Annotated in this window: 12 protein-coding genes; all 12 read right to left on the bottom strand. The window is 33.4% G+C overall.

All coding sequences use genetic code 11. From position 1 onward, the window contains the following. Window positions 1-116: 116 nt before the first annotated feature. The 12 genes from ACQKII_RS24130 to ACQKII_RS24075 all read right to left on the bottom strand — a co-directional run bounded on the left by ACQKII_RS24130 (window position 117) and on the right by ACQKII_RS24075 (window position 14287). Entirely contained in the window at window positions 117-410 is a 294-nt protein-coding gene (locus tag ACQKII_RS24130) for a hypothetical protein (RefSeq protein ID WP_427462975.1), read from the bottom strand. 1230 nt (window positions 411-1640) lie between these two features. Next, window positions 1641-2546, bottom strand: a complete 906-nt coding sequence (locus tag ACQKII_RS24125; RefSeq protein ID WP_427462974.1) for a glycine betaine ABC transporter substrate-binding protein — start codon at window positions 2544-2546, stop codon at window positions 1641-1643. A 1388-nt stretch (window positions 2547-3934) separates the two neighbouring features. Further along, window positions 3935-5140 (bottom strand): hypothetical protein, encoded by a 1206-nt coding sequence (locus ACQKII_RS24120; protein ID WP_427462973.1) that lies wholly within the window; start codon window positions 5138-5140, stop codon window positions 3935-3937. A 14-nt stretch (window positions 5141-5154) separates the two neighbouring features. Then, on the bottom strand, window positions 5155-5985 hold the full coding sequence (locus tag ACQKII_RS24115; protein WP_427462972.1) for a hypothetical protein: 831 nt from the start codon (window positions 5983-5985) through the stop codon (window positions 5155-5157). After that, entirely contained in the window at window positions 5982-6671 is a 690-nt protein-coding gene (locus ACQKII_RS24110; RefSeq protein ID WP_427462971.1) for an ABC transporter ATP-binding protein, read from the bottom strand. Before ACQKII_RS24110 ends, ACQKII_RS24115 begins: the two co-directional genes overlap by 4 nt. Next, window positions 6668-7057, bottom strand: a complete 390-nt coding sequence (locus ACQKII_RS24105; RefSeq protein ID WP_143998267.1) for a GntR family transcriptional regulator — start codon at window positions 7055-7057, stop codon at window positions 6668-6670. The genes ACQKII_RS24110 and ACQKII_RS24105 overlap by 4 nt, the downstream gene beginning before the upstream one ends. 535 nt (window positions 7058-7592) lie before the next feature. After that, window positions 7593-8957 carry a formate--tetrahydrofolate ligase gene (locus tag ACQKII_RS24100; RefSeq protein WP_427462970.1) on the bottom strand — a complete coding sequence of 455 codons (1365 nt, stop codon included), beginning with the start codon at window positions 8955-8957 and terminating at the stop codon, window positions 7593-7595. Window positions 8958-9077: 120 nt separating this feature from the next. Further along, window positions 9078-11003, bottom strand: a complete 1926-nt coding sequence (locus ACQKII_RS24095; protein ID WP_427462969.1) for a DUF3732 domain-containing protein — start codon at window positions 11001-11003, stop codon at window positions 9078-9080. Then, window positions 10987-11490: a three component ABC system middle component gene (locus ACQKII_RS24090; RefSeq protein ID WP_427462968.1), complete on the bottom strand. Its 504-nt coding sequence runs from the start codon at window positions 11488-11490 to the stop codon at window positions 10987-10989. The genes ACQKII_RS24095 and ACQKII_RS24090 overlap by 17 nt, the downstream gene beginning before the upstream one ends. Then, window positions 11480-12634, bottom strand: a complete 1155-nt coding sequence (locus ACQKII_RS24085; RefSeq protein WP_427462967.1) for an ABC-three component system protein — start codon at window positions 12632-12634, stop codon at window positions 11480-11482. The genes ACQKII_RS24090 and ACQKII_RS24085 overlap by 11 nt, the downstream gene beginning before the upstream one ends. A gap of 355 nt (window positions 12635-12989) precedes the next feature. After that, entirely contained in the window at window positions 12990-13472 is a 483-nt protein-coding gene (locus ACQKII_RS24080; protein WP_427462966.1) for an SHOCT domain-containing protein, read from the bottom strand. 113 nt (window positions 13473-13585) lie between these two features. Next, a complete protein-coding gene (locus tag ACQKII_RS24075; RefSeq protein ID WP_427462965.1) occupies window positions 13586-14287 on the bottom strand; it encodes an AAA family ATPase in 702 nt (233 codons plus the stop codon). Window positions 14288-14533 lie beyond the last annotated feature (246 nt).

The raw sequence follows: 14533 nt of genomic DNA, 5'->3' as shown, positions 1-14533 counted from the left end.
TTATCATTCCTATCCTCGGTTATAAAGTTAGGATTTCCGAAGAAATCCCTTGTATTTTCACACATTAGTGCTTATAACAAAACTTGTCGCGCTGCTCCGTTAGATCAACAATTCCCTCAACTTTCATCACTATTAGAGGTCCAAATTTTATAAATGTATTTGCCATTTGTCTCTATTTTTTCTTTATTTACCGTAACATTTACATTTAGATAATTTGCCCATTTAGGTATGAAATCAGTTAAATAATCTATTACTTTTTCATCTGGAGTCGCATACCCTACACAAACTTTATTAACGAGATAAATTAAAAATTCCGGATATAATGAATCCGTCCATTCATAAGCTTCATACAATGAATCAAAGATTCTATAATCTTCTGCATATTGTCCACTTAGCCATTGTACTTCCATTAGCTAGCCCCTTTCGTACTTCACTTTCATGATGTTTATTCAACTATTCTGCTTCATTAGCTCAACGGCTCCATTAGAACAATAAGTTCAACAAAAAAAGTGTTAATCCTTCTTAGATTAACGCTCCTGGTTCTATCCCATTCATAAATCTCGCCAACGGGGAATTGTATGTTAAAATAGGAATAATAGTTTTACTTTATCTGGGATTTTGATATTTTATGAGGTGGATAAATGAATTATTTCGAATCAAAAAATAATCAAAATATGTTGTCTCTAATGTTAAGGAAATTTTACATAAAAAGCTTATTCTTTCTAAACCGTTAAATATAAATGAAGAAAATAAATTGAACCCTGCAAATACCCATTTCGTAATTGAAGAAGAAAAAATTCCTTCCAAAACAATGGTTTTGCAGTTTTAAAATCGGAGAATGGGAAGATGTAGAAATAAATGTACAAGGGAATAATGAAGAGCCCTATACAGAATTTATTGAAATGGTGGAACAAATATTTAATCAACTGCCTCAACATCTTAGCTGTGCATTAAAGTATTTAAAGGAATATAATTAAAAACAAAATTGTTTTTATTTTCACCTTATCTTCACCTCTGTTTATTCTATTTCTTCCTCGTTCGAATGGAGTGCTATTGAAAATTGCAGACTAAAAATACATAGACGTTTAGACCCAGATTTGATATGGAGTGGCGTGCATGGTAGCCTCCCTCAGGCAAAGGCAGTTGTTGATACAGCTGACTTCCTAGCTCTAGAACTATGCACGTAGAGGCTCCATGTTAAATCATTTTGGCCTATGTAAAAACCATTGCAAAACTCTGCAGAAAATCATTGCAATATACTGTACTCATTTTTTGCAAAATACAACATATTCTGAATTTTCAAAAGTTAGAGGAAAAATATTATTTTTTTTGGCAACTCACATGATTCTTATTGTTTTTTATAGTATCCATTCCATCATTACAGATAAATTTCAGTTCTTATTATGTTTATTAGTCCAATTTTCTTAAAATAAAAAGTGTTCTTCACCATAATTTGTGGTTGATTTTCTATGAATTCAATAATTTCATATTTATTGATAGAAGAAAAGCGAAAACTTACGTATCGTAATTGTTGTCGAAACAAATCACGAGAGAAGTTTTCGCTTGGTATCCTAAGTTTTTCAAAATGCTATTATCACATACCGTGTCTGGCACTCTATCACAATTACAACTTTATAACATTATTCTTTCGGCTCTAAATCCTCAATTGAATCAATGTCCATATAGGCTGGCACAACAAAGCCGTTTTGCGTACCTTCTAGATTTTCACCTAAATCGACGATATCTTCCTTATGCTTCTCATAAAACGCCTGATGAGTTGTTGGTAGCCAAGGCGCTACAGTGGCATCGGCTTCATCAGTGGCAATTGCTTGGAACATAATAGCAGGGTCTACAGGTGTGACCGTCACTTTATAACCTAGCTGCTCTAACACTGCTTTTACCACACTGCTTGAAGCACGCTCTGAGTCCCAAGGGGTAGAAATCAACTCCACTTCTGTGCCATTTGCTTTCGCTACTCCTTCCGTCCATTCATTGACTTTATCCTGATTATCTTCGATCCACTTCGCTGCCGCATCCTCAAAGTCAACGTCCTGTGCATCATACATTACCTGCTCCATATCTTCAGGCTCCCAGTAGAAACGATCGAGCACTGTATATACATCAGGTAAATCCTTCTCTAAGTCTTTTCTTACAAGTGTATTGATATTTTCAGTACCACCTAAAGTTCCTTTAGGGTCTTCAAGTATTTTCAAGTCATAGGCGGAGAATTTCCAGTGTGGCTTCCAACCTGTAATAATGATTGGCTCTTCGTTGTCGATGGCCTGCTTGAGGGAAACTAACATTCCTGCTGTAGAGCTTTCCTCTAATGTCCAGCCTTCTAAGTTTTCATATTGCTCCAATGCGTCATGTGAAAGGCCTGTTAAACCTGCCCCAGGTTCAATCCCGATGATAGTATAATCAACCTGTTCTCCAATACTTGCTGCCCCTTCTGTTGAATTATTACTACCTTCATCACCACCACATGCACCTAACAGTAATGAAGCAGTTATTCCAAAAGTAATACCTAACGTTTTTAATCTTGTCATATTCTCATCTCCTAATTTAAATGTTGATATACCGACGGTTTGACCCATTTTTAATGTGGTGAAATTATTTTTTCACCGCATATTACAAATAGGCTTTTCTAGTTCTTCAACACATTGTCATTTGATGGGCATGCTTCATTAAAGTTGATTGAAAAAAATTAACTCACTAATCCATTGTTTGATGCACAATTGGATCTCTGCGATGCTTATGACGACGTACCCTCATGGCGTCTAGCGCATACATTCCTTTATTCGCTCTATTAAATAGGCAGAGGCTGGCAACGCTCCTTAATAAATTTCTACTATCGAATGTTACTGTAATTTATAAACCATTATTTAGTTTTAATATTCGAAATAGTGTGTCGAAAAAGTAACAACTTAATATTAACAACAAGTTGTTACTTGTGTCAAATCGCAATTATTGCCCGCGTAACATCCATTACATGAACTGATTCTACTTACACCTATTATTACAGCTGAACATTTTTATGTATTTTAGTATTATGGTAGTTCTTCACCATAACCTGTAGTTGATTTTCTACTAATTCAATAATTTACCATTTAATGATAAAAAAAAAAGCGAAAACTCGCGTTTCGTAATTGTTGTCAAGACAAATCACGAGAGGAGTTTTCGCTATGTATCCTAAATTTTTCAAAATACTATTACCGTTATCATCTTTTTTCGAAGTTTCTTTTCCATCTAATGAAGATCCTAATGTATTCACTGTTACAGTAGGTGCTTTTTCAGTACCATGTCCTATCTGCCAAGTGAAAACGATTCTTCATGCACAAACGTTACGGCGTTTTCGTCATGGCTATGCTTAGCATCTCGGATTTAAGAAAATACTTTACTTCATCTGCATAGGATTTGTAGATTTCACTTAAATCATCCACCTGCCCCCCCTCCTCTCTCCAAATAAATTGGGTTACTAATTATATAGATTTCAAACAGAATTCGTTACAAAATTTTAAAATTTTTTCACAAAAAGCATCCTATGTATGAGCAAGTTTAAAATCCCCCAACATTTCCCAGTACATACCCTGTTGCGCGTATCAAACTTAAAAGTATATCTAACTGTTCCTTATATTAATCTGCCCATTAGCTCCATAAGAAAAAGGCTGCTCGATTACAGCCTCGCTCTTCTGTATTGCTGCCTTAAGTATAAACATTCACAATCTCTTCAAATTTCAAGGTTTTCTATCGCCTTATGGCTCACTTGTTAAAGTTAGATAAATTATCGTGGCGGTCATACTGTCAATCACAATCTCAAAATCAACAACCCAAGAACTAAAAATCGGCAGGTATGAATCCACTATTGAATTCATACCTGCCTATAAGCTGCTATCTCTAACTTTTGGTAGCCCTAAGAGAACAATTAGCCTGTTATTTAATTGATAATATCTAGTTGTTGGATATTAAGTGAGTAATCAGTATCTCGATTTTCGCTGTTATCAACGATGATTTTACCTTCATATAATGATTCCCCTGTACGTAAATCACCGATAAACAACAAATGACCGTCAGCAATACGATTCACTAAATATAGTTTACCATCCGTAAGCTGTAAAAAAGGTACGTCTTTATCATTAAAAGTGCTTGGATAATTAAAGTTTACAGGCTCTTCCCACTGTTTCTTTTCGATATTATAGCGGTTCACCTCTATGCCGTTCGCTGAAGGAACGGGAATGAATATATCTGCTCCATGAAGAACCATCGACTCCACATTTGGCTTTAATTCGGCAGGAATCGTCCATTCCTCCACTTCATTATTGAGGTTGTTATATAGATATATTTGGCTAGGAATAGTTTCAGGTTCAGCATCTTCCTTTTGATTCTTATATTTTTCTACCATATATAAGTAATAATTTTCATTTTGAATGTTATCGGCATCATTAAAAATACGGATTCTAGGCATGACGCCCTCTTCGGACTCTACTTTTGCGATCATTGCGTCATGTTGTAATTCCTTGTTGCTTTCATCAAGCGTATAAATGTGTAACTCCACCCCACCATTAATGAGATGGCCCGTTGCTAATATCTTTATTTTACCATCTTCTACATAGATATCATTCACATTCATCCAGTTATAGCTTGCTTGGACTGGCGTATTGATTTCAAATGATGTACTGTCATTAGTATTTTTATCGAGTATATCGATATTAAAAGTTAAAAGATTCCCTTGGATCACTTTCCCATAATTATCCGAAATATCTGTGTAAATCAATCGTGCTTCGTCTTCAAAGTACAAACTAGGGTACAAATCTTTTCCACGCATAAAATTACGGTGTTCTTGAATATATTTTTGAAACATCGAGGGCTCATCAGGCGCTATCAAATTTTCAATAAAAGACCGGAAAGGCCGTCTAAACCGATCAGTCGAACCATCCTTTGATATGTACAACCAACGATGAGTATTACCACTCTGATAATCCGCTTGAAGGATAAGATTTTCGATTTCTTCCTTATTTCCGCTAGTCGTTTCAATTTTAAAGGATACATCGTTTTTAGAAGCCATTGCTAGTTGGATATAGTAAGAACCGATTGTCGTCACGATTACTAAACTAATCAATATCGTTTTCCAATATTTTTTCATTGTCATTCCCCCCGTTAGACCCTGATTTTATGTTTTAGCAAATGATTCGCGATCCAAATGGCACTTCCTAAAACGACAATGCTGGTTATCAGTTCCATTACAAAGATTTCAAATCGGTAAAAATAGCCTGTATAAAATAAGTCATTCAATAAAAGCGGTGCAATAAAGATACTGAATGAAAGCAGTCCATAAACGAGTGCGAAGAAAATACCTTTTAAACCGTAACTCCGCTCAAACAAAATCGCAGTGAATAGAACTGCTACAAAGATTAACCCGATGCCATAAATCAGGATAAATTCAGTAAATGTTTTCGGATACAGCAAGCCCCATATTGGTAGCGGAAAAATTTCATAAAATGAAAAATACGTTCGGAAATCTGCTGGTACAATACTATTAACAATTTGTATTTCGATAGGCATTAATGCTATCTGACAGGTAATTAAGCCAAGTACCAAAAACATAATTGCCGTCAATTTAGCGAAATAAATAGTAACTCTTTCAGTCGGCAACATTAATAATCTGTAAATGAACGTATTTTTTCCAAACCAATCCCGATACCAAATAAAGAAAACATAAATCATCAACAATGCGATACAAAAAAAGATTGGCATCACGAACCATACAGAATTAATGAATTGGTGAAAAGAAAAAGCCCCGTATTGCTCAAGAAATTGGCTCACAGATAGTTGATTTTCATACATCACCTGATCTGCGCTATTCATAAATCCTTTTGAAACAATAGTCGCCCCGATGAACTGACAGACAATTGTCAACCCTATTAGGATTAGGTACAGTTTGAAAAAACGGCTCACTTCAAAATTAACAAGTTTTAAATAGCTTTTCATCTTCGATACACCTCCCGCATAACATCAACGACTGATTTCCCTTCATTCTCACGTACTTCCTCTACGCTAAACTCCTTTAATACTTCACCGTTATCAATAAGCACTGCTCTATCAATCAAGTGCTCAATATCATTAATTTCATGAGTTGTGAGAATTACACCACGGTCCTCAATCAAATGACTTGTAAATACTTCTACAATTTGTTCACGGGAGAATATATCAATACCGGAGAATGGTTCATCCATCAGTAAATAATCTACATCCAGTGCCAAACCTAATAGCATATTGACTTTAGCCGTATTCCCCTTTGATAAATTGGCAATCCGATCAGTAGGGTCTAATTTAAAAAATCGTAACAGCTCTTCTGCCCTTTGCGGATTCCAGCTTTTATAAAAATCCGCCATGAACGCAAAGGCTTCAGCAATTTTCATTTGCGGCAACATCGTGATCGTATCGGGAATAAAGGTGATTTTTTCAAAGCTTTCTTTTCGGATTTTTTCCCCCTCAATCAAAATTTCACCGCTATTAATCGGCGTGAGCGCCATAATAGCTTTCATGATTGTCGTCTTGCCTGCCCCGTTTATTCCAATTAAACAAGTAATTTCACCTTTTTTAGCAGTAAAGGAAAGACCTTTTAGAACCTGTTTCTTGCCGTATTTTTTCTGGACATTTTTCACTTCGATCATTTTGATTCCTCCGTTTCCCCGCTTTCGGCATCATACTTTTTCTCAACTAGTTCCAACACTTCGGATAACGGCACATTGATGGATTTAATGGAACCTAAAAATAAATCAACCGCTTCGACAATCAATTCTTCACGGACACTTTTAAGGACCGCTTCATCTTTCGTAATACAACTTGGCATATTTCCCTCAGTAAAAATCAATCCTTGTTCCTCCATTTCCTTATAAGCTCGTTGCGCGGTATTGGGGTTAATCTTCAGCTGATGGGCCAGTTCCCTTCTTGATGGAATCTCCTGGCCAGGTTCAAAAAATCCCTTGGCAATTTGCTCTTTAAAATGCCGGATAACCTGGACATAAACCGGATCCCGATTATTAAACTTTACAGTCAAGTAACTCAACTCCCAGAAAATCAAATTTTCGTGTATTAACCACTTAATACAGATTGTGCATAATGATGGGCTATGTACTGTTAATAAAGAACAACCCGATCAATTACTTAGCCATTGCACTCGCTAATCCATTCCGTGTATTAACCACTTAATACACCTTGCTCAAAAAAATGTATTAAACAGTTAATACACTCTTTGAAGTGTATTATAGGCTTAATACACATTTCATGTCAATCACATTTATGGAAATAAATTTCAATAATTAAGAGCCAACCAGTTGTTAAACTAAACTAGGTCGTTGGTTGAGTAGCATCATTTTGAGAAATTAGCCCCATAAAAAAAGACTCCTACTGCCTCTATCTTCACTTAAAGCATTTTACTACAATTATAACTCAGGTTGCGCAGTCATTAACTACTGAATAATTTTGGTAAGAATTCGGATGATTCAAGTTTAGCCTAAAATAATAAAAAGCTGCCCTTTATAACTTAAAGGAGCAGCTTTTGTATGTTTTTTGTGTACATCTACTTTCGAATTTTAGAACAGTCCTAGCGCATGTCCGTCGCTATCCACATCCATACGTAATGCAGCTGGCTGTTTTGGTAATCCAGGCATCGTCATAATATCACCTGTCAGACAAACTAAGAAGCCTGCACCTAGCTTTGGAATGACTTCACGAATTGTTACTGTGAAGCCTTCTGGACGTCCAAGTAATGTTGATTGATCAGATAATGAATATTGCGTTTTCGCCATACAAATCGGCATCACATCCCAGCCGAATTTTTCGATTTGAGCAATTTGTTTTTTCGCTTGGTCTGTAAATTGAACATCTTTCCCGCCATAGACCTTTTGTACGATTGTACGCACTTTTTCTTCAATTGATTCTGTTACATCGTATAAAGGAGAGAAGTTATTTTCTTCATTAAGGACAGATAGTACTTGCTCTGCTAGGGCTAATCCGCCTTTGCCGCCCTCTTCCCAGACATTCGTACGGGCAATGCGGACATGATTTTCTTGACACCAGTCAAGCACTGCTTGTAGTTCTGCTTCTGTGTCTGTAATAAAACGGTTTAACGCGATGATTGGTTCAACACCAAATGTGCGAATCGTCTCGACGTGTTTGGCTAAATTTTCGATCCCTTGTAACAGGGCTTCCACATTTTCGCCTACAAGTGATGTTTTCGCTACACCACCATGCATTTTTAACGCACGAATCGTTGCTACAAGCACTACGGCACTTGGTTTGAAGCCTGCTTTACGCGCTTTAATGTTCATGAACTTTTCAGCACCTAAATCCGAACCGAAGCCTGCTTCCGTTACAACGATATCGGCTAATTTACGTGCCGTTTGTGTCGCCATAATCGAGTTACAGCCGTGCGCAATATTGGCAAATGGGCCGCCATGAATAATGGCCGGTGTCCCTTCTAATGTTTGCACTAAGTTTGGTTTGAAGGCATCTTTTAGTAGTAAAGTTAGTGCGCCTTCTACTTGTAAATCACGCACAAATAATGGCTCACGCTCGAATGTATAACCGATCAAAATACTTGCTAAACGCTCGAATGTATAACCGATCAAAATACTTGCTAAACGCTCACGTAAATCGTTTATGCTTGTCGCTAAACAGAATACAGCCATAATTTCAGAGGCAACTGTAATATCAAAGCCATCCTCACGTGGCATTCCTTGAACGGGTCCACCCAAACCAACGACTACTTTACGAAGTGCACGGTCATTTAAATCCATCACACGTTTCCATAAAATTCGACGTGGATCGATGTTTAAGACATTGCCTTGGTGGATATGATTATCAATAAATGCCGATAAAGCGTTATTGGCTGTTGTAATGGCGTAAAGGTCGCCAGTGAATACAAAGTATCTTATTTCACTCCATAAATAACTCAACGGGTGGTACACTGAAGAAGAAATTACGAATGCTAGTTTAGACGCCGTTTAGAGTTTATAGTTATAAATTTTATGTAAATGATTTTGAAGTTAATGATTCAATTTTATGAACAAACCTATTTAGATCAGAGCTTTTCCGTTTCTCCAATCTCTTCTTATATGAGATTTAAATTGTTCTTCTATTTCTAATCCCTTGCCATCTACATGATCAACTATTAATATTTGTGGAGTTATATTAGTATCTTCTTCGATAGATATAATTTCTTCAAAAATAGTTTCATACATTTGACTAACCGCATTTATATCAGAATTTGAAACATTCTCATCTGCTTTACCTTGTGGGAAATAAACTTGACTAGGTTGGTCAAAAAACATAAATAATGGCATAGGTGAATTTTCTTGTGTAGCAAAGTATCTTAAAAAGCTCAAAAATAAAGCTATGTGACAAGACACCCAATTTGCGCCACTACCCATCTCTGATAAAAATATCTTGTTCCTATTGTTTTGAAATTGGTAAAGATCAAAAGTTTCATCTACTAAACCAAAGTTTAAATTTATAGGTCTATATTCTTCTTCAAAATCTAAATTGAGAGCTAAACGATTCATATTATTTGATAAAAATGTTTGTGCTTTGGATTTCTTAGTTTCTAAATCAAAACCTGAAATTTTTTGTTCTAATATTGTTATTTCACTTTTTAAATTCTGAATTTCCTCATCGGAATTGTCGAAAAGCCCTTCACTCACCAAATCTTTATATAAGATAATTTTAGATTTAGCATAATTAATCCTTTCCCTTTTAGAAACCAATTCTCTTGAATAAATGAAGTTATTTTCAATGTCTTTAATTTGTTTCAATTTATCTTTAATTTCAATTTCAATACCAATATGTAACTCTTTCAGTTTTCTAATATCCTCTGAAAAATCTGTGGTATATTTAGTAGTGATATTTAGTTCTTGATCAAGCCACTCCGCTGCCTCTTTCAGTAAATTATCTTCTTCGTAAATTTCCTCACAGTTTTTTCCGCATAAAGGACAAATATATTCCTCATTAAAAGTTTCTGTAGCATTTATTTGCTCTTTTATTTCCTTCAATCTCGAAGTGAAATTAAATCCATCATGATTTACATCCTTTAGATTATTGATTTTTAACAATACTTCCCGTTCTTGATTTCTAAAATCTTCTAACTCTTTATTAAGAGAGTGATATCTTTTAATAATTCCACTTTCTTTAAAAAGTTGTGCATCATCGAATACAGGTAAATTTGAAGAAAGCTCAATCATCCTCTTTATCGTAATATTAGAATTAAAGGGTATATCTAAAAGTGCATAATAATCCTCTAACAATGGAAGTAAACTTCTTTTAATAAATTCGGAGCTTTTTTCATTGGCCTTTTGAATTTTAATTTTTTGGTTAAGTCGTTTTTTTAAATTTCCTAGCTCAATTATGTCGCTGTAGTAGCTTTGGTCTATCATTCCTGCGAAAACTGGAAATTGCTCTATTATATCCTTCCGTCTATAAGAGTCAGAAAATCTATAGAAAAGAGCAAACTTACTTGCAATTAAATTTTGATGCTGAAACATATATGAAACCATATTTCTCAAAGATGCTCTTTTCCCTTTTCTTTCATCATCAGTAACAACATTAGTTACTAATAAACCTAAAGCTGATTCTATCTCATATTGAGCATCCTTAACGTTTAGTTTTTGTTTATTATGAAAATATTCTAAGTTAATATTTGCAATATTAAAATTCTCTGCTTCTTTTATTACATACATTTTCCCTCCATTCTCCCACCGTTCTCTAGCTATTACATATGTATTCTTATTTATTAACATAGGTATAACATAGAGAAATGAAAAATCTGTTATCTTCCCTTTAGGAATTGTAGACCTTGAACTACATAAGCAATAATCAATAATCTCAACAAGAGCGCTTTTTCCAGTTTTAGATTCACCTGTTACAATGTTAACTCCCGATTTAAGAGGGACCATTCTTAGCTCTCCAAATTCATTAAATATCATTATTGCTTTAAAATAACTTTTCATGTTTCTCCACCCCTAAGAAATAGTGCAAATAATCTTCATTTGTTTTAGAAAGAATTATTCCTAAATAAAAGGAAGCTCTTATCCAATCTCTCAATGCTCCTTCGAAATCTGTGTGCTTTATTGATTTAATTAAATGTATATTATTTTTATTAAACATTATTTTATTTTTAGAATATAAAATAATAATTGCTTTTTTTGTATAGGGAATAAGCCCCTCATATCTTCTATAGTAACCTGCGAGATTTACTCTACCTGAAACCCTATTATCATTAACTAAATTTTCGGACTTATTAAACAGAGTTTCCACTCTACTATTTTTATTAGCACTTAATAGTTTTTTCCTAGAATCGGAATGTAATAAAATAGGTAATGCCATAAAAACAATCTTTATTTCACATGGTTTATTGTACCCTGATAAAAATCCTGTTAAAAGTAGACTAAAAAAATGTGGATTCATAGTTAATGTTCTAATTTTCTCAATACTCATTTCCTTCACCTACATCCCAGCTAAATTCATTTTCATCTACAATAGTATGAATAATCCCTCTTTGGAAATAACCTTGATTGCCTACTATTGAACCGAAATCAATTGCATTCCATTTCATAACTCCAAGATAAAGTAATTTTGAATGTTTAATTACTTCCCGTCTTTCCATATCCTCACATAAAAGAATCTTCTCTTCTTTAGTATAGCTCAACTGATTTTGCAACTCGTCTTTATATGAAGATAGACTATTCAAATACAGAAAATCATCAGTAAAATACTTTACTAGTGTCATTTCAGTTTTCCAATAGTCAGAAACAGCATTAGCAATCTGGTTATCATATTCAATTGTCCTTATAGCACTTACAAAATTTTTCTGCTCTAGAATCTTTACCTTTTGTTCAGGTATTTTTTTCTCAGAAAATTCATTTGGAAAAGGTTTTAAGTTAGGATTGGAATATGCTGGTGACTCTTGTTGCAATATTTCATCGAACCCCTCTTTTGTTATTTCCCAACAATGTGGAGGTTCCTTGATCAATGAAATAATTCGGCCAAGTAATGCACCAATATAATTGTCTCTGTTATTTTCCGGTATATGACCTATATAACTACTAAATTCCTCTGAAATTGCTGTAATATTATTTTGTTTAAATTCAATTGTAAATCTTTCCAAAATATTTAGTAATTTACCTTCATCAAATAAATCTTTTGAAAAGATTTTATTATAATAACTTCTAAATGTAACTTCTTTTTCTTTATTTATCTTCCCAATTGATTCTAATATTTTTATTTTCTCAACAGGCTTTTTATCATTCCATTCATAAAACGACGATTTTGATGAAAGACCGGATGTAGTGTGCAAAATTAAATGTGAAAATAATTTAATTCTATCAAAATCCATATACCAATTAGACAACGTTTTCCAAAATTCCACATCCCTATCACTAAGATTAGAAATCCCGAAATGATGTTTAACTTCTCTTTGAAAAGAAACATTAGATTTATCCGAAATTAAACTAACATCTCCATTTATTTCTATTTGGATTTTATCTCCTTTTTTCATTTTGAAACAATCTCTAAGAGCAATATAATATTGGAATATATCACCTGCTTTTACCAAAGTTGCATCATTTACAGCTCTATCCATTGTACCACCACACAATTTAGTATTTAGACTAAATTATACCATATTATCTTTATTAATATTAGTTAATCTGGATCAGAAATTTTCTATTATCTTAGAAATAAATCCTAGAATAATATCTAGCATAATAATCGTCGTTATCAACCGTTTCACTGAAAACAACAAAATACCAACAAACGCTGCAATACAACATTTGTTGGTATTTTAATTTTTTAATTTTAACAATGGAAAAAAAAGTAATATTACCCTAACTTTTTTGGAGGTCGATAGAACAAACTCTTGTTTCAATTATTAATGAATTACATTAATCTTCTTTGATTCTCTGAAATATACTAATGTAGTGGATTTGAAAAATAATTTAAGATTGTAATAATTGGTCTTTTCGTTTATCAAATTCCTCTTGTGTCAATACACCCATATCTAATAATCCTTTTAATTTTAGGATTTCATCGGCAACACTAGTTAACTCTGTATTATTTTTATGAGAATTATGTGGATTTGAATTTATTCCAATATTACTTTTAATATAACTCACAAAATTATCCACTTGGTTTGACCTTATATAAATTAACTCTACGGTATTATTTGTTGAAATAATTTTTACTTTATAACCTGTTAAACTTTTTCCAACCTCTAAACTAGTAATTGTTGAAAAAGGAAGAGATTCTGTTTCAAACCCAAGTAATTTTTGGCAATATAGAAAAATTTGATTATCTGTTGCTACAAAAACAGCCTCCCTATGTTTTCCAACCCCCAACATTTCTGACTTATACAAACCTTCCAAATGGTATTTTATTTCTGCTCCACTTAAATGCTGCTTTGCAGCTTCTAATAAACTCATATCACCCCTCCATTAATCCATATTATTCCTGATTTAGTGATTTAATAACTAATCCAATTAATCCATATGGAATTTATTCGTCAACTAATTAACTTTATTTCAGTTAGAGATTATTAATGCAGTTCTAAATCATACTTTAAAGCTCTCGATTTAAAAGCATTAATTCCGCCTTCCATAATTGAACAGATTGATTCCTTAATATCATGATTATCTATACTACCTGAATTTTTAGGCTTAAATGTTAATTTATCTGAATCCATTACATTCACCAAATCTGAATCAGCATTAACTGGTATATTCGCATTATGAGTTACTATTATAATTTGTCTATTGTTTTTTGAACTTATAATTCTATCGACTATTAACGAATAAATTAGTGAGTTATCTAAATCATCTTCAGGTTGATCTAGTATTAACGGGCTATCACCTATACTTAAAATCAATGTTAAAATTGCAGATGTTTTTTGACCAGCAGATGCATTACTTAAAGGTTTGAAATCACCTGTTTCATTAGTTTTATACAACATTACAACCTCATCTTCTGGTAACAATGTAATTAAAGATTCTATTTTACTTTTTTCCATTTTCTTCATAAAAGAAGTGAACCTACCTGATAACCCGATTGGATTATCAATACTTATATTTTTAAATATCTCTACTAATTCTTTTATTTTATCAGGTGTATATCCAGCCTTTAGGTATTCAATGATTTTCTCAAAATCACTATCAAAACCAGTAGTTTTAAATAAATATTCACGAAGAAGTTGTTCATAATGCTTAAAATCTCTGTAAGCTTTAACATCGCCTTTTAGCAAATGATTATCTTCTAATACTTTAAAAATAAAAGTGTGTCTTAGATTTCTTATTTCTTTTCTTAACTCTATAATATTTGAAATATAATTCTTGTTTTGCGTATTTAAATTAATCAGAGAAATTTCTAATTCCGTTAATCCTTCTAGTTCTTTAGTAAGCCCGTATTCAAATAACGCATATAAACACGCAGCACCTCCCGGTACTATAAAGGTATCAATTAAAGGAGGTGCCTTTCATATGCCACAGCA

Origin of the sequence: Lysinibacillus sp. NPDC048646 (assembly GCF_050272295.1) — a bacterium.
Classification (GTDB): domain Bacteria; phylum Bacillota; class Bacilli; order Bacillales_A; family Planococcaceae; genus Lysinibacillus.
Note: the sequence above shows the minus strand (reverse complement) of the source record. Positions and strands in the feature narration are given on the sequence as shown.